Consider the following 16,491-nt stretch of genomic DNA (forward strand, 5'->3'; position numbering starts at 1 on the left):
TTTGACTGCAACCCCAGACCGTAATATTCACCTATGGCTTGCTCCTACCTTAGCGGTAGTGGCTTACTTTGTCGTTTTATGGTTTGGACATTCTTCACAAATATCTATTACGTTAGCGATTACCATATGGGTTGGGTACTGGTGGATATCTGAGGCGATCCCAATTCCATTCACATCATTATTACCTTTTGTGTTATTACCTGCATTTGGTGTAATTGATTATAAAGAAGCGTCTTCTTCATTAGGCAATCACGTCATCGTGTTATTAATGGGTGCATTTTTAATGGCTAAAGCGCTGGAAGCATCTGGTGTACATAAACGAATTGCATTTAACATCATTGCGTTTATAGGCGGAACCAGTTCGTTTAGGATTGTATTGTCGTTTATGACTGCCAGTGCCTTTTTATCAATGTGGATATCAAATACCGCAACTGTATTAGCGTTATTACCTGTCGCTACCGCAATCGGCATGTCTAGTAATGATAAACAATTTACTATTGCGTTGTTGTTAGGTTTGGCTTATTCAGCTTCTATTGGTGGTGTTGGTACTTTAATAGGCACGCCACCAAATGTAATATTTGCTTCTGTTTATGATAACTTTTCTGGGCATGAATTTGACTTTGTAGAGTGGATGAAAATTGGTGTCCCTGTGGTAATTGTTACCATACCTGTAGTGGCATATTGGCTAACTAGAGGAACTAAACTAACAACTCAAATAACGTTGCCACAAATGTTCCAATGGTCGACAAGCGAAAAACGAGTGTTAACGATATTTGGAATAATCGCTTTGTTGTGGATCACCAGAAACAACCCATTTGGTGGTTGGTCAGAATTAATTGGTATTTCGTCAATTGGCGATGCCACCATAGCTTTATTAGGTGTTGTATTAATGGCCACAGTAAAAGGTGACCAACAAGTACCTTTGTTAACTTGGAATAAAGCCAAAACAATCCCTTGGGATATGTTGTTATTATTCAGTGGGGGAATTTGTCTTGCCAAAGGGTTTAGTGCGTCAGGTTTAAGTGAGTTAATTGGTCAGTTACTTTCTTCTACCTTAGATTTACCGATATTTTGGGTGTTATTAATCTTAACAATTTCGTTATCTTTTTTAACTGAAGTTACGTCAAATACTGCAACAGCAACCTTATTTATGCCAATTCTAGCAAGTGTGGCATTAACTAAAGGTTTACCACTAGAGTTAATAATGATCCCTGCGGTGATTTCATGTAGTTTTGCCTTTTGTTTACCGGTTGCTACAGCACCAAATTCCATTGTGTTTGCCTCTGGGCAGATCACCATTAAAGACATGGCAAAAAACGGCATAATGCTTAACTTTATTGGTGGCTTTATCGTGTCCACTGTATGTTGGGCACTTATTTAACAAGACATTAAATATCGTTATAGCCAAAAGTCTAATATAACCATTCAGCTTTTTTCTTTATTGTTAAATCCATATAAAGAATGAGGATATATCTGATGAGTTACCAAAGTGAATATCTACTCGCTAAAAACAACCCAACTCAATACTGGCAAGAACAGGCAAAGTTAATTGATTGGTTTCAAGCGCCAACCAATATACTTAGCCAAGACCAAGATGATTTCTATCATTGGTACGCGGATGGTTCACTCAATACATCGTATCTTGCACTTGATTATCATGTTAAACAGGGCCGCGGCGAACAAACGGCATTGATATATGACTCACCTGTTACCAATACCAAAGAAAAATACAGTTATGCTGAGTTAACGGTTTTAGTGGCTAAATTTGCTGACGTACTTGCAAAGCAAGGTGTTACTAAAGGGGATAGAGTCTTAATTTATATGCCAATGATCCCACAGGCCGCTATTGCTATGTTAGCTACTGCAAGACTGGGGGCTATTCATTCAGTGGTGTTTGGTGGTTTTGCGCCACACGAATTAGCGGTAAGAATTGATGATGCAACGCCAAAAGTCGTTGTAACTGCAAGTTGTGGTGTCGAAATTGAAAAGGTGATTGCTTATAAGCCTATGATCGACAAAGCATTTGAAGATGCGATACATAAACCAGACACCTGCATTGTATATCAAAGAGACTTAGTCAAAGCAGATTTACTTCCTAATCGGGACATTGACTGGCAACAGGCCATGATTAACGCAACAGAACATGAACCGGTTCCAGTACTGGGCAAGGACCCACTTTATATTCTATATACCTCAGGCACCACAGGTAAGCCTAAAGGTGTTGTTAGGGAAAATGGCGGACATGCCATTGCAATGAAATATTCGATGGATATTAATTACGGAGTAAAACCTGGCGACGTATTTTGGGCGGCGTCAGATGTGGGATGGGTAGTTGGTCATTCGTACATTGTTTATGGGCCCCTAATAAGTGGTTGTGCCACGGTTTTATATGAAGGTAAACCAATTAAAACTCCGGATGCTGGTGCATTTTGGCGCGTATGTGAAGAATATAATGTAAATGTATTATTTTCCGCACCAACCGCCTTTAGGGCAATCCGTAAAGAAGATCCTCACGGAAATGAATTATCTAAATACAACTTACCATCGTTAAAACGTCTTTATTTAGCGGGTGAACGATTAGACCCAGCGACATACCATTGGTTAAATGACATTACGCACCTTCCTGTAATCGATCATTGGTGGCAAACCGAAACGGGGTGGCCTATAGCAGGTATACCTGTGGGTTTAGACACAATGGAGCCTAAAGAAGGATCAGCGGGTGTCGCCACACCTGGATATCAAATTGAGATATTAGACCCAGATGGTGTACCGGTTAATAAAGGTGAATCAGGTTATATTGCAATAAAACTCCCATTGCCACCTGGTTGTTTACCGACAATCTGGAATGACCCAGAACGATTTAAAGTAGGCTACTTGAATAGTTTTCCTGGTTATTATGTAACTGGGGATGGGGGGTATATTGATAAAGATGACTATCTTTTCATTATGGGACGAACAGATGACGTCATTAATGTTGCTGGACATCGTTTATCAACGGGTGAAATGGAAGAAGTCATATCTAACCATAAAGATGTCGCGGAATGTGCCGTTGTTGGTATTAAGTGTAAATTAAAAGGGCAAGTCCCTTTAGCACTTATTGTTTTGAAAAATGGCTGTGAGCAAACTACGGAAGTACATAAAGTGCTTAAAGAGTTAATCCGTGACCAAATAGGTGCTATCGCTTCGTTGAAAGAAGTACTAACCATAGATAGGTTACCTAAAACTCGATCTGGAAAAATACTAAGGAAAGTTATGCGACAAATGATAGATGGTGAGGAAGTTCAAGTACCATCAACGATTGATGATATGAGTATACTGGACGAACTTAAAATAAGTTTTCGAGTGCTAACATAATGTAAACATGCAAGATCAAAAAAGGGCAGTGATTAACTGCCCTTTAATCTAAATGCGTGATTTACGCTAATTCAGCTAAACACATTTCTTCAGTGATTTGTTCACACCATTGTTTAACACGCGTTTCCGTTAACTCAGGTTGTCTATCTTCATCAATTCCAAGACCGACAAAATGATTGTCGTCCGCTAAACCTTTTGAAGCGACAAAGTCATAACCGTCTGTAGACCATTGACCCATTACGATTGCGCCTTTAGCTTCTACGATATCACGCACCATGCCCATAGCATCTAAGAAGTATTCAGCGTAATCTTCTTGGTCACCACAACCAAAAATAGCGACCAATTTGCCATCAAAGTCTATTTCTTCAAGCTCTGGGAAAAAGTCATCCCAATCACACTGAGCTTCACCGTAATACCAAGTCGGGATGCCGAATAATAATAAATCATATTCTGCAATTTCTTCTTTGGTACTTTTAGCTATGTCATGAACATCAACTAAACCTTTACCTAATTGCTTTTGGATAAGTTTTGCAACATGTTCAGTGTTTCCGGTATCACTACCAAAATAAATGCCTACACTAGCCATTTGGTTAACCCTTTTATAAATTTTTTAATGAATTGTTTATTAATTCTGCTAAAAGCTCACTTCGGCTTATGCCTTGCTCTGCAGCGATCACAGAGGCTTTATCATAAGTTTCTCTGTGTAATTTAATCTCTACTCGTTTAAGACCGTTTTGTTTATCACGGGTTAACTGATTTTTTTTATTAATCCGCATTTGCTGCTCACGACTGTAAGGTGAGCTTTTTGGTCTACCACGTTGTTTCTCTGTTGCAAATAAATCGATAGTGGCTCTATCTACACTTACTTTTGCCATTATGCCAGTCCATTCATCTGCCAATATACTTGGATTAGGCCTTTAGCCACAAAACCAAAACACCCTAAAAATAAAACTAACCAAACAAATAATTTTCCGTAATAAGGCACTTCACCTTTATTTAGAACATCTTTAATCGCCATACCGATAAAGAAAAATATACCGGCGAAAAATAAATTTAAGCCAATAATCTCAACTATCTCAAATTGTTCAGGCGTCATAGAATCTCATTATCCATTTTTTATATATCTTACTTAATAACTAATAGTTTTATCCTGATCTGGATCATGATTTAAGTTATCTGACCCAAACGGCGCGGGAGTGTAGCAAATATAACGATATAATTCAGCAACTATGCTAAAAAATCTCGACATATTTTTATAAACGCCGTAGGTTTCTCCGCATGAAGCCAATGTCCAGCATTTTGGATGACTTTTACACTGGTATTTTGAAAACGCGTTACTATTTCATTTTTATGTTCAGGCAAGACATAATTGGAGTTTCCCCCTATTATATATAGGGTTGGCCCTGGGTAGGTTAACAATGAGTTGCCTTTGATTAAGTTTTCATATCCGAGCTCTAAGGCGTTAAGATCAAAGCGCCATTTCCATCCTGATTGTGGTTTTTCTGCCCGCGTTAAGCTTTTTAGTAAAAACCCTGTGACCCCAACATCGTCTATAAATTGGCTTAACGTTTCATTTGCTTGCTGACGATTTTCTAAGGTCTCTAGGTTAATGGAATTTAATCCTTTTAGGATATGATTATGACGACTTTTATATTGAACAGGCGCAATATCCGCGACTATTAATTTATCTACTCTGGCATTTTCTAGCAGTGCAATTTCCATTGCTATTTTTCCGCCTAAAGAATGTCCCAATAAACTAAATTGCGTAAGCCCTTGTTGATCAGCAAATTCAAGTACTGCTTTGGCCATATTGTTTAACGTGAGTGGATCTGGTGTGCTAGAGTCACCATGAGCAGGGGCATCTATTAGGTATATTTTATATTGGTCTGATAACGATTTAGCAATCTGTTTTAGATTGTCAGAAGTGCCAAATAAACCATGAATAACGATCAAAGGTTTGCCTTGACCTAATACTTGATAGGCGATTGTCATGTTTATATCCAATTTTTAGGGGGAGAAATTTAAATTAATTATTCTATCTAGACCAGAAGTAAGGTATTTTCTTATAGCGATTAACAATATGCAATTGAACTTTAATACAAAATGCATTGTATTAGATGTTTTCTATTCGTTGTTAACCATTATTTCATTCTGACTTTCTCAAACTTTTAGATCCAAATTATGAAAAACATTCAAATCGAAGAAGACTTATATCACTACATAGCATCACAAACTCAGAACATAGGTGAAAGTGCCTCTGAGATATTAAGACGCTTATTATTGGGCGATGCCAATGCGCCTACACCTGAAATTGCTGAAGCAATTACTCCACCAGTTAAACAACAAGACGTTAAAACTGAAGTTGAAGAAGGCTCAGTTTTTAACTTTATAAATCAAGAAGAAGTCACGACACAAAAAGGTGCCGTTGGTCGATTTTTGTTTTTGTTAGCGGCATTACACCGTGCACATCCAACAAACTTTAAGAAAGTGTTAGAAGTAAAAGGGCGTGAACGAGATTATTTTGCAACCAGTTCGGAAGAATTAGAAGCTCACGGAAGCAGTATAAAACCAAAAATCATTCCAGATAGTTCGTTTTGGGTTGTAACCAACAACAATACACCTAGAAAGAAACTGATCATTAACGGAGCAGCTTTGGCGCTTGGTTATAGTGAAGAAGAAGCTGAAAAATTACGAGACTTCATCTAAAAGAATATTTAAAGGAAGATAACGTGGCAAATCATCCCAATGCTGGTAAACCGGCTCAAAAATCAGATTTAATTAATGTACCAAGATTGATGTCTAGCTATTACTTAAATGAGCCTGACATTGTTAAATATCCAGAACAGAAAGTGGCTTTTGGTACTTCTGGTCATAGAGGTAGTGCATTAAAAACAACATTTAATGAATCTCATATTTTGGCAGTTACACAAGCTATTTGTGATTATCGTAAAGATAAACATTATGAAGGTCCGTTATTTTTGGGCTTTGATACTCATGCGTTATCTGAGGCTGCGTTTAATTCCGCAATAGAAGTATTAGTGGCGAATGAGGTTGAAACTATTGTTCAAACTGGACGTGGTTTTACTCCAACACCCGTTATTTCTAACTTAATAATTCAATACAATAAAACACATCCTTCCTTTTTATCAGACGGTATTATTATCACACCGTCCCACAACCCACCTGAAGATGGCGGAATTAAATACAATCCTCCACACGGTGGACCAGCAGATTCTGATATCACCGATTGGATACAGGATAGAGCAAATCAGTTATTAATTGATGATTTAGCCGATGTACAAATTTATCCTTTTTCTCAAGCTTGGAAAACTGGTTATGTGAAAGAGCAGAATTTCATTGAACAATATGTTGAAGGTTTAAATTCAGTTATTGATTTTGAAGCAATCAAAAATGCTGGGGTTAAGTTGGGTGTCGATCCTTTAGGTGGAGCAGGTATTGATTATTGGCCTGTGATCAAAGAGACCTATGGCATAAACCTAACTTTGGTTAATGACAATCTAGATCCTACTTTTGGATTTATGACGCTAGACAAAGATGGGAAGATCCGTATGGATTGTTCATCGGAGTGCGCCATGGCCAGCCTTATCGGTTTAAAGGATGATTATGATATCGCGGTTGCTAACGACCCTGATTATGACCGACACGGTATTGTTACTAATACTCACGGCTTAATGAACCCAAATCATTATTTATCTGTGTGTATTGATTATTTAAGTAAACACAGACCTGACTGGGATCCAACATTCAAAATTGGTAAAACTTTAGTTAGTACATCACTAATTGATAGGGTAGCCGCTGCCAATAACAAACAAGTTTTAGAAGTTCCGGTTGGTTTTAAATGGTTTGTTGATGGCTTAACCAATCATCATATAATGTTTGGTGGTGAAGAAAGCGCTGGTGCCAGCTTCTTAACTAAGTCTGGCGATGTTTGGACAACAGACAAAGACGGTATTATCTTGGCATTATTAGCTGCGGAAATACTTGCAGTTACAGGTAAAAATCCATCACAGTATTATGATGAGCTAACTGAGTTACACGGCAAACCCATTTATAAACGTATTGACGCACCAGCTAACCCTGAACAAAAGTCAGTATTAAGTAATTTAGAACCTTCGGATATAACTTCTACCGAACTAGCCGGTGAAAAAATTGAAGCCATTTTGACTGAAGCGCCAGGTAATGGTGCATCAATTGGTGGCTTAAAAGTAGTCACTGAAAACGGTTGGTTTGCCGCTAGACCTTCTGGTACAGAAAATATCTACAAGATCTATATGGAAAGCTTTTTAGGTGAGCAGCATTTAGCCGCTATAGAACAAGAAGCTCAAGCTATTGTTTCTCAAGCTTTCACTTCTGCAGGGTTATAAACGACAATCCTTGTCTAAATATAACGTTTTGCAAACGTATGTAGCATAAAAACAGTCTATATCCACTTGGTATAGGCTGATGTTACCTATATTCTTATGTCATATCTTCAATAACAACAGCATTGTATTATCAACCTTCCTAGTTAATATAAATGTCACAGTCTGGTGATAGTTTAAAGTGAACGGCTGAATAATATGGACAATATAACGCTAAATTAATATAAGAGTGAAATCATGACTAAGGCTAAAGAAACCGAAATGGCTATTGGTAAAATAACACCAAAGCAATTTAAAGAGTCGATTATAAAACACCTGAACAGTACGTTTGGTACTGATATCAATAAAGCCAGCAAAAAGGCTTGGTGGAATGCGACATCTGCTGCGTTAAACGAATTTGTATATGACCGACTAAGCCAAACCCAAAAAACACATTTTGAAAAAGATACACGAGCTGTACATTATTTTTCACTAGAGTTTTTAATGGGCCGTTTAACTGGGAATAACTTACATAATTTAGGTTTATTTGAAACCGCCAAAAAAGCATTAACAGAATTAGATATTGATATTAATACGTTAGTGGATGAAGAAGAAGACATGGCTTTGGGTAACGGCGGTTTAGGTCGTCTTGCCGCTTGTTTTATCGACTCATTAGCGACTATGGAACTACCAGCTATTGGTTATGGTATTCATTACGAACATGGTTTGTTCCGTCAAGAATTTAAAGATGGTCACCAGATAGAACGCCCAGATAGTTGGCGTGAATACGGCAATCCATTTGAGATCCGCCGTCCTGAAAGCATCCAAGATATACCTGTTTATGGTTATGTTGAAACCAAATTTAATGACGCAGGAAAAGTCGTTAAAGAATGGCATCCGGGTCGAATCATTAAAGGTGTTCCTTGGGATGTACCTGTTGTTGGCTATTCTGGTAAAACGGTCAACGTATTACGTTTGTGGGAAAGTAGAGCAACTAACTTCTTTAACTGGGATGTATTTAACTCTGGTGGTTATCATGATGCACATAAAGAAAATGTTGAATCAGAAACCATTTCTAAAGTGTTATACCCAAATGACGAAACTGATGCCGGTAAAGAGTTACGTTTAATCCAACAATACTTTTTCTGTGCGTGTTCATTAAAAGACATTATCCGTCGTTACAAACGAGCCCATGCTGATGATTGGAGCAATTTCAGTGCTCAGGTAGCGGTGCAGTTAAATGACACACATCCGGCTATAGCCATTCCAGAATTAATGCGTATTTTAGTTGACCGCGCAGATATGGATTGGGATCAAGCATGGAAAATTTGTCGTGAAACCTTCTCATATACTAACCACACGTTATTACCAGAAGCGTTAGAAAAATGGTCAGTGCGTTTATTTGAAAAAGTTTTACCTCGTCATCTTGAGATTATTTATGAGATAAACCGTCGTTTCTTAGAAAGCGAAGTCGATGCTAAGTGGCCAGGTGACAACGCCATTAAATCTAAATTATCCATAATAGAAGAAGGTCACGAACGTATGGTTCGTATGGGTAACTTATCAGTAATTGGCTCAAATAAAGTTAACGGTGTGGCTGAAGTACATTCAGCTTTAGTTAAATCTGACCTTTTCCCTGAATTTAACGCCTTGTGGACAGATAAGTTCACTAACGTGACAAATGGTGTTACTCCACGAAGATGGTTAAAAGCCTGTAATCCAGCATTATCTAAATTAATTGATAAAACGGTTGGCGATCAGTGGCCAACTAACCAAGAAATTCTAAGAGATTTAGACAAAAAAGCCGATGATGCTAAATTTCAAAAAGCATACATGGACATTAAACACGAAAATAAAGTGGCATTAACTAAAGTCATTAAAGAGTTAACCGACGTTGATGTAGATCCAAGTGCTATTTTTGATATTCAAATCAAACGTTTACACGAATACAAACGCCAACATTTAAACTTGTTACATATAATGGCCTTGTACCGTCGTTTATTGCAAAACCCAACAATGGATATGGTACCTCGAGTCTTTATCTTTGGTGCAAAAGCAGCGCCGGGTTATAAACTTGCAAAAGACATCATCTACGCAATCAATAAAGTAGCGGATAAGGTTAATAATGACGAGCGCATTGGTGGTAAATTAAAAGTTGTATTTTTACCTAACTACCGCGTGTCGTTAGCTGAGAAAATGATCCCAGCTGCCGACGTATCAGAGCAAATATCTACGGCAGGTAAAGAAGCATCAGGTACTGGTAATATGAAGTTGGCGTTAAACGGTGCAATTACAATCGGAACACTGGACGGCGCTAACATCGAAATTGCTGAAGAAGTGGGCGAAGAAAACGTTGTGATCTTTGGATTAACCGTTGATGAAGTTAAAGCGCTTAAGAAACAAGGTTATAACCCTTGGGATTACTATTACGGTAACGAAGAAATTAAAGCGGTATTGGATTGGTTTGATACTGATTATTTCACACCGGGTAAACCTGGTGAGTTATCGTCAATTAAAAACAGCTTTTTAGATGGTGGTGATCCCTATTTATGTTTAGCTGACTTTGAATCTTATTCAGAAGGTCAAAAAGAAATCGAAGCTAAATATAAAGACAAAAAAGGGTGGGCGCGTAGTGCAATTTTAAATACCGCTTATATGGGTAAATTTAACTCAGACCGCTCAATTCAAGACTATGTTGACCGTATATGGAAGTTAAAATCGTGCACGGTTAAGTAACTCTAACGGTTTTGTAAACACAAACTGTAAATTAAATAAGCCATCAGCTCCATGATGGCTTTTTTTATTATGGATTTGTAACGTACTTAAAACATAAATATGGCAAAATAGGGGACTTTTGATAAATCGAAACAAGCATCACAGTATTTATGAATAAAATATCCAACAATGACTTTTTAGCGTTAACTCGAGCAAATGAATATTTTTTAACACCATTTAGTATTGACCATCCCCAGTGTGATATCGATATATTAGCCACCGGTGTTATCTATTTTTGTCCAAAAAACATAATCGATAATCAACGAAAAAAAGCCATTGTTATATCGTGTGCGATCCACGGCAATGAAACGGCTCCAATTGAAATATGTAATGACATTATTAGTGATTTATTAAGTAATAACATTAACTTACAGCACCCAACACTTTTTATATTTGGTAATCCCCCAGCTATTAATATTGGTGAACGGTTTGTTGAAGAAAATTTAAATCGTTTATTTAGTGGAATGCGTTCATCAGATAACAATGATTATGACCCAACACTGAATAAAGAAAGGGTCAGAGCAGCTGAATTAGAAAAACTTGTTACTGAGTTTTATCAAAAACACCCAGATGCAGAACGTACCCATTATGACTTGCACACTGCAATTCGTGACTCGGCACATGAGAAGTTTGCTGTTTATCCATTTATACACGGCAAACCTTGGCATAAAGAACAATTTGAAATTGTAAGAAGTATGGGCGTTACCACATTTTTATTAATGCAAAAACCCGCTACAACTTTCAGCTACTATTCTTCAAATATCCACGGCGCCCATTCTTTTACTATCGAATTAGGCAAAGTAAGACCGTTTGGTGAAAATGATCAAACTAAATTTGCAGCTTCAAAACAAACCATCATAAACCTTATCTCTGGACAAGAAGTGGATATTCATCAATTTGATGCTAGCAATTATCAATTTATGTCTGTTCATAAAGAAGTAGTTAAACATAACGATTCGTTTAAATTAACATTCTCCGATGATGTTGCTAACTTCACCGCGTTTAATCAAGGGGATGTATTTGCTATTGAAGATGATGTAGAGATCAAAGCGGATACCAATGGAGAAGCGATTGTGTTTCCTAATGCTAATGTAGCAAACGGACAACGTGCGATGTTAACTGTGATCCCAGTGAATATTGATAACAACTTAGTTTAAGTTTATATGTGGAAAGGCTAACGAGTAAATAAATTCGCTTAGCCTTATAGTTTTACTGTCTTTTAAGCCAGTTCATAGCCGCTTCAATATTATCGAAGTTTTGTGCATTTTGAGAACGTCTAGCCGGGGTTCGGCTCTCCAAAATAGCTAAATGTGCAGAAGATTGGATCACTAAGGCTTTTGCCACCATTTTTTGAGTATTTAGCCAAACATTACACTCGTTGATCTTTTCAAACACATCAGGGGTTCCCCCTTCAGTTTCTAAATAATTAAAAAGCAACTTAAACTCATTTCCGTCAAAATTTTCAATTTCAGACTTTAATTGTGCAATCGTTTTTACAATACCTTCTTTGTTAAAAGCCCCAATTGCTTTAATTGTGATTATGTCGCCTATAACTGTTATTAGCGTTTTACCATGTTCTATTGTCATACAACGTCTCTAAGGATTGATAACCACGTATTACTTGAACTGACAAGTAAAATTGTGTCACTCAGTGGTTTACATTAACTAATTACATCAAATTTGTAATATTAATAAGAATTTAACAGGTGCATTCAATAGAAACAATGCGTATACCTAACTAATCAATATTTAAATTAAACATCAACTTTCTGTTTAAATAATCATCAAATAAACCTGCATAATTATGCTTTCACGGCCAAAGTGGCAATTTTTCTTAACAGTTTTGATTTCTAAACTATTTACTCTAAATTCCTACTAAATTGAATTGCCTGTTACGTAAAGGTAAAGTCGCGCCAAATTCGGTTAATAACAATAATTCAGCACATCAACAATTGCCTAGTTAGACTAGAATTAAGGCATCGTCGCTGATACAGGAGTACTTCCCTTATGGGTAAGCTTAATAATGTCGAAAATCCTAATAATATAAACCGCAGCGATACTTTATCGCTTGAGTTTGTGTCTGAGAACGCTTTATCTATACCTGCATTTAAAATGATGGATGCCAACGGTGACTTGTATGAAGGTGCAGCCAAATCCACATTAGATAAAGCCACAGCATTACGAATATATGAAACTATGCGCTTTGTGCGTGTGTTAGACGAACGTATGTTAGCGGCACAACGTCAGGGACGTATTAGTTTTTACATGCAATGTTTAGGTGAAGAAGCTGCCGTTACTGCAAGTGCTGCCGCTTTAGAAGACAAAGACATGATCTTTGCGCAATACCGTGAACAAGCAGCTTTAGCTTACCGTGGTTTTTCTCTTGAAAACTTCATGAATCAAAATTTCTCAAACTCAAAAGATTTAGGAAAAGGCCGTCAAATGCCTATCCATTATGGTTCTAAAGAATTGAACTATATGACTATATCTTCACCTTTAGGTACACAAATACCACAAGCAACAGGTTATGCTTATGGCCAAAAATTAGATGGCAACGGGGCTTGTTCAATTTGTTACTTTGGTGAAGGTGCAGCTTCAGAAGGTGATTTCCATGCAGGCCTGAATATGGCCGCAGTGCATAAAGCACCTGTATTGTTCTTTGCACGAAATAATGGTTATGCCATTTCAACACCGGCCAGTGAGCAATTTAAAGGAGACGGCATTGCTTGTCGTGGTGTGGGTTACGGGATGAAAGCCATAAGAGTAGATGGTGTGGATACGTTAGCCGTTTATGAAGCGGTTAAGATGGCACGTGAATATGCTGTCACTCATAACGAACCAGTATTAATTGAATCTATTGCTTACCGATTAGCAGCGCATTCTAGTTCTGATGATCCATCAGGTTATCGTTCAAAAGACGAAGAAGAAAATTTCCGTCAAAATTGCCCAATTGCGCGTTTTAAATCGTATCTATTAAAACAAGGTTGGTTAGACGAAGCTGAAGACGAAAAAGCTAAAGAAGCAATTCGTCAACAAGTGTTAGAGGCTTTAAAAGTATCTGAAAAAGTCGATATGCCAGCGTTAGAAGAAATTGTTACCGATGTTTATGAGCAAGTACCATTACATTTACAAGAGCAATACGAACAACTTAAACAACATATTCTTAAGTATCCAGATGCTTATCCAGCCACGGCCGCAAGAATTAAAACTACACCTGCGGAGGTTAAATAATGTCTAAAATGAATATGTTACAAGCAATCAACTCTGCAATTATGCTGGCGATGGAAGAGAACCAACGTTCTTGTGTATTTGGTGAAGATGTTGGCCACTTTGGTGGAGTATTTAGAGCAACAAGTGGTTTACAAGAAAAATTTGGTAAAGACCGTGTATTTAATACGCCACTTGTAGAACAAGGGATTATGGGATTTGCTAATGGGTTAGCGGCTTTGGGTTATACCACCATCGCTGAAATTCAGTTTGCTGATTATATTTTCCCAGCGTTTGACCAAATAGTGAATGAAACAGCCAAGTTCCGTTACCGCTCAGGAAATGAGTTTAATGTTGGCAACTTAGTCATCCGTACACCTTACGGTGGTGGTATTGCCGGTGGTTTATATCACTCACAATCACCGGAAGCTTACTTTGCACACACTCCAGGTTTACAGTTGGTATTCCCTCGTAATGCTTATCAAGCTAAAGGTTTGTTAACTTCGTGTATTGAATCTAATGATCCTGTGATCTTTTTTGAACCTAAACGCCTTTATCGTGCATCGGTCGGCGAAGTTCCAGAAGAAAAGTATTCAATACCGCTAGGTAAAGCAGAAGTGGTAAAACAAGGTACGGATATATCTTTGTTAGCTTGGGGCGCTCAAGTTGAAATCATTGAAAAAGCGGCAGCGATGGCGGAAGAAGATGGCATCTCTTGTGAGATCATTGACTTACGCACAGTATTACCTTGGGACAAAGAGACGGTCGTTAACTCAGTAATTAAAACAGGACGTTTAATTGTCTCTCAAGAAGCACCTATCACATCGGGTTTTGCATCAGAAATTAGTGCAACTATCCAACAAGAGTGTTTTTTACACCTTGAATCTCCAATAGACAGAGTGTGTGGTCTGGATACTCCGTATCCATTAGCTCACGAAAAAGAATATATGGCCGATCATCTAAAAGTTTATGAAGCCATTAAACGTTCTGTTAATTATTAAGTCAGTGTAGGAGAAGATAATGAGTAAAGATTTTATATTACCCGACATTGGTGAAGGTATTGTTGAATGTGAAGTGGTTGAATGGTTGGTTGCTGAAGGTGACACCATAGTTGAAGATCAGCCTGTTTGTGATGTCATGACTGATAAAGCGTTAGTGCAAATTCCAGCCATGAGTGATGGTGTTGTTACGAAACTGTATTATCAAAAAGGCGAGATAGCCCAAGTACATCAACCTTTGTTTGCAGTGTCTTCTGCACAAGAGTCTGCCCAAGAAGTTAGTCCAGCCCAAGGTGTGGTAGAACAAATCATGGACCACGCACCAGTAAAACCAACTAATTTAACCGTTAATGAAGTAGTAGAAGACTTTTTATTACCGGATATAGGCGAAGGTATTGTTGAGTGTGAAGTCGTAGATTGGTTAGTTGCCGAAGGTGATGAAGTTAAAGAAGATCAAGCTATTTGTGATGTCATGACTGATAAAGCGTTAGTGCAAATTCCTGCAAAGTCAGATGGCATAATAGAAAAACTGTATTACGAAAAAGGTGAAATTGCGAAAGTACATCAACCTTTATTTGCTATAGCCATTAAAGGTTCAACGGCTGTTGCTGAACCTAATGTGGTTGCTAATGTTTCTCAATCCAAAGCAACGACGGCAGTGTTAGATAAAGAGAGTAGTAATGTAGTTGCCATATCGACAACTGCGTCCTCTGCAAAAGTAAACAACTCAGGTCAGTTAGTTACTCAAAAAGCCGTTGCATCTCCAGCGGTGAGACGCTTAGCACGTGAAATGAATCTTGATATCAGAACTGTAAATGGCTCAGGTGCTAAAGGCCGTGTATATAAAGAAGATCTAGTAGCGCATACTCAACAAGCGCAAACACCATACGTAGCAGCCTCAGTTATTCAACAGCAACCTCAAGCTGAGCTAACACAAAATACTAGTGATTCGAGTTATGTTGAACCTATCAAAGGCATTAAAGCAGTTATGGCTAAAGCCATGCAAACGTCTGTTTCAACTATTCCGCATTTTACATTTTCAGATGAAATTGATTTAACTGAAATCGTTAAATTACGTAAACAGTTAAAACCTGAATATGAAAAACAAGGCATTAAATTAACGATGATGCCTTTTTTCATGAAAGCTATGTCATTAGCAATTAAGCAATTCCCAGTAATGAACTCGCAACCAAATGACGACTGCACTGAGTTAACTTATTTTAACGATCATAATATTGGTATGGCCGTAGACTCTAAAGTTGGTTTATTGGTACCGAATATTAAATCTTGTCAAAACAAGAGCATTAAAGAAATTGCGATTGCGGTAATGGAAATGACGGAATTAGCTAGAGAAGGCCGTTTGTCTCCTGATAAATTAAAAGGTGGCACTATTTCAATTTCTAATATTGGTGCGTTAGGCGGTACAACAGCAACACCTATTATTAATAAACCAGAAGTGGCTATTGTTGCCTTAGGTAAAATGCAAACATTACCTAGGTTTAATGATAAAGGTGAAGTAGAAGCACGCCAACTAATGAACGTAAGTTGGTCTGGTGATCATCGAGTGATTGATGGCGGTACAATTGCTCGATTTAATAACCTTTGGACTCAATATTTACAAAACCCAAGCTCTATGATCATGGATATGATTTAAAAAAGAGTAAAACCGAGTTGATGTTGAAACGCTCAGTGGTGTTAATTGCATATTGTGATTAACATTCTGGGCGTTTTTTTATCTTTGTTATCAAAGTCAGTTTCTCTCAATTGAATTCATTAACCATTAAGTGCAATACTGT

General features: G+C 37.6%; 14 protein-coding genes. 9 read left to right on the top strand and 5 right to left on the bottom strand.

All coding sequences use genetic code 11. From position 1 onward, the window contains the following. Position 1 precedes the first annotated feature (1 nt). Complete coding sequence (locus RT723_RS01525) at positions 2-1,381, top strand: SLC13 family permease (RefSeq protein WP_315945611.1); 1,380 nt, start codon at positions 2-4, stop codon at positions 1,379-1,381. A gap of 95 nt (positions 1,382-1,476) precedes the next feature. Further along, positions 1,477-3,354, top strand: a complete 1,878-nt coding sequence (locus tag RT723_RS01530; protein ID WP_315945612.1) for a propionyl-CoA synthetase — start codon at positions 1,477-1,479, stop codon at positions 3,352-3,354. 61 nt (positions 3,355-3,415) lie between these two features. Here the strand turns inward: RT723_RS01530 and fldA are convergent, their stop codons facing one another. The 4 genes from fldA to RT723_RS01550 form a co-directional block, all read right to left on the bottom strand. Next, positions 3,416-3,940, bottom strand: a complete 525-nt coding sequence (gene fldA, locus RT723_RS01535) for a flavodoxin FldA (RefSeq protein ID WP_216055722.1) — start codon at positions 3,938-3,940, stop codon at positions 3,416-3,418. A 13-nt stretch (positions 3,941-3,953) separates the two neighbouring features. After that, a complete protein-coding gene (ybfE, locus tag RT723_RS01540; RefSeq protein WP_216055723.1) occupies positions 3,954-4,229 on the bottom strand; it encodes a LexA regulated protein in 276 nt (91 codons plus the stop codon). Further along, positions 4,229-4,450 carry a DUF2788 domain-containing protein gene (locus RT723_RS01545; protein ID WP_216055724.1) on the bottom strand — a complete coding sequence of 74 codons (222 nt, stop codon included), beginning with the start codon at positions 4,448-4,450 and terminating at the stop codon, positions 4,229-4,231. The genes ybfE and RT723_RS01545 overlap by 1 nt, the downstream gene beginning before the upstream one ends. Positions 4,451-4,581: 131 nt before the next feature. Further along, complete coding sequence (locus tag RT723_RS01550) at positions 4,582-5,346, bottom strand: alpha/beta fold hydrolase (protein WP_315945613.1); 765 nt, start codon at positions 5,344-5,346, stop codon at positions 4,582-4,584. A gap of 189 nt (positions 5,347-5,535) precedes the next feature. On the opposite strand from RT723_RS01550, the gene RT723_RS01555 reads away from it, so the two are divergent. From RT723_RS01555 to astE, 4 genes are all read left to right on the top strand, one after another. Beyond that, a complete protein-coding gene (locus RT723_RS01555) occupies positions 5,536-6,060 on the top strand; it encodes a replication initiation regulator SeqA (protein ID WP_315945614.1) in 525 nt (174 codons plus the stop codon). A gap of 23 nt (positions 6,061-6,083) precedes the next feature. Then, positions 6,084-7,739 carry a phosphoglucomutase (alpha-D-glucose-1,6-bisphosphate-dependent) gene (gene pgm / locus RT723_RS01560; protein ID WP_315945615.1) on the top strand — a complete coding sequence of 552 codons (1,656 nt, stop codon included), beginning with the start codon at positions 6,084-6,086 and terminating at the stop codon, positions 7,737-7,739. Between the two features lie 234 nt (positions 7,740-7,973). Then, entirely contained in the window at positions 7,974-10,451 is a 2,478-nt protein-coding gene (locus RT723_RS01565) for a glycogen/starch/alpha-glucan phosphorylase (protein WP_315945616.1), read from the top strand. A gap of 149 nt (positions 10,452-10,600) precedes the next feature. Beyond that, positions 10,601-11,647 (top strand): succinylglutamate desuccinylase, encoded by a 1,047-nt coding sequence (gene astE / locus RT723_RS01570; RefSeq protein ID WP_315945617.1) that lies wholly within the window; start codon positions 10,601-10,603, stop codon positions 11,645-11,647. Between the two features lie 52 nt (positions 11,648-11,699). On the opposite strand, the gene RT723_RS01575 is transcribed toward astE, so the two are convergent. Next, positions 11,700-12,077: a hypothetical protein gene (locus RT723_RS01575; RefSeq protein ID WP_315945618.1), complete on the bottom strand. Its 378-nt coding sequence runs from the start codon at positions 12,075-12,077 to the stop codon at positions 11,700-11,702. A 420-nt stretch (positions 12,078-12,497) separates the two neighbouring features. Here RT723_RS01575 and RT723_RS01580 point away from each other — a divergent pair, with 420 nt between their 5' ends. The 3 genes from RT723_RS01580 to RT723_RS01590 are packed head-to-tail and all read left to right on the top strand — an operon-like array spanning position 12,498 to position 16,349. Then, positions 12,498-13,721 (top strand): thiamine pyrophosphate-dependent dehydrogenase E1 component subunit alpha, encoded by a 1,224-nt coding sequence (locus RT723_RS01580; protein ID WP_216055731.1) that lies wholly within the window; start codon positions 12,498-12,500, stop codon positions 13,719-13,721. Next, positions 13,721-14,698 carry an alpha-ketoacid dehydrogenase subunit beta gene (locus RT723_RS01585; RefSeq protein ID WP_315945619.1) on the top strand — a complete coding sequence of 326 codons (978 nt, stop codon included), beginning with the start codon at positions 13,721-13,723 and terminating at the stop codon, positions 14,696-14,698. The genes RT723_RS01580 and RT723_RS01585 overlap by 1 nt, the downstream gene beginning before the upstream one ends. Before the next feature lie 19 nt (positions 14,699-14,717). Next, positions 14,718-16,349 carry a dihydrolipoyllysine-residue acetyltransferase gene (locus RT723_RS01590; RefSeq protein WP_315945620.1) on the top strand — a complete coding sequence of 544 codons (1,632 nt, stop codon included), beginning with the start codon at positions 14,718-14,720 and terminating at the stop codon, positions 16,347-16,349. Positions 16,350-16,491: the final 142 nt, after the last annotated feature.

Origin of the sequence: Psychrosphaera aquimarina, from assembly GCF_032461525.1 — a bacterium.
In the GTDB taxonomy this organism is placed as follows: Bacteria; Pseudomonadota; Gammaproteobacteria; order Enterobacterales; family Alteromonadaceae; genus Psychrosphaera; species Psychrosphaera aquimarina.

What these genes read in the sequence shown, in the direction of transcription:
- RT723_RS01555 (WP_315945614.1), top strand. Translation starts at nt 5,536, where the DNA reads ATGAAAAACATTCAAATCGAAGAAGACTTATATCACTACATAGCATCA.
- astE (WP_315945617.1), top strand. Translation starts at nt 10,601, where the DNA reads ATGAATAAAATATCCAACAATGACTTTTTAGCGTTAACTCGAGCAAAT.
- RT723_RS01590 (WP_315945620.1), top strand. Translation starts at nt 14,718, where the DNA reads ATGAGTAAAGATTTTATATTACCCGACATTGGTGAAGGTATTGTTGAA.
- RT723_RS01585 (WP_315945619.1), top strand. Translation starts at nt 13,721, where the DNA reads ATGTCTAAAATGAATATGTTACAAGCAATCAACTCTGCAATTATGCTG.
- RT723_RS01580 (WP_216055731.1), top strand. Translation starts at nt 12,498, where the DNA reads ATGGGTAAGCTTAATAATGTCGAAAATCCTAATAATATAAACCGCAGC.
- ybfE (WP_216055723.1), bottom strand. Translation starts at nt 4,229, where the DNA reads ATGGCAAAAGTAAGTGTAGATAGAGCCACTATCGATTTATTTGCAACA.
- RT723_RS01530 (WP_315945612.1), top strand. Translation starts at nt 1,477, where the DNA reads ATGAGTTACCAAAGTGAATATCTACTCGCTAAAAACAACCCAACTCAA.
- RT723_RS01545 (WP_216055724.1), bottom strand. Translation starts at nt 4,450, where the DNA reads ATGACGCCTGAACAATTTGAGATAGTTGAGATTATTGGCTTAAATTTA.
- RT723_RS01565 (WP_315945616.1), top strand. Translation starts at nt 7,974, where the DNA reads ATGACTAAGGCTAAAGAAACCGAAATGGCTATTGGTAAAATAACACCA.
- RT723_RS01550 (WP_315945613.1), bottom strand. Translation starts at nt 5,346, where the DNA reads ATGACAATCGCCTATCAAGTATTAGGTCAAGGCAAACCTTTGATCGTT.
- fldA (WP_216055722.1), bottom strand. Translation starts at nt 3,940, where the DNA reads ATGGCTAGTGTAGGCATTTATTTTGGTAGTGATACCGGAAACACTGAA.
- RT723_RS01575 (WP_315945618.1), bottom strand. Translation starts at nt 12,077, where the DNA reads ATGACAATAGAACATGGTAAAACGCTAATAACAGTTATAGGCGACATA.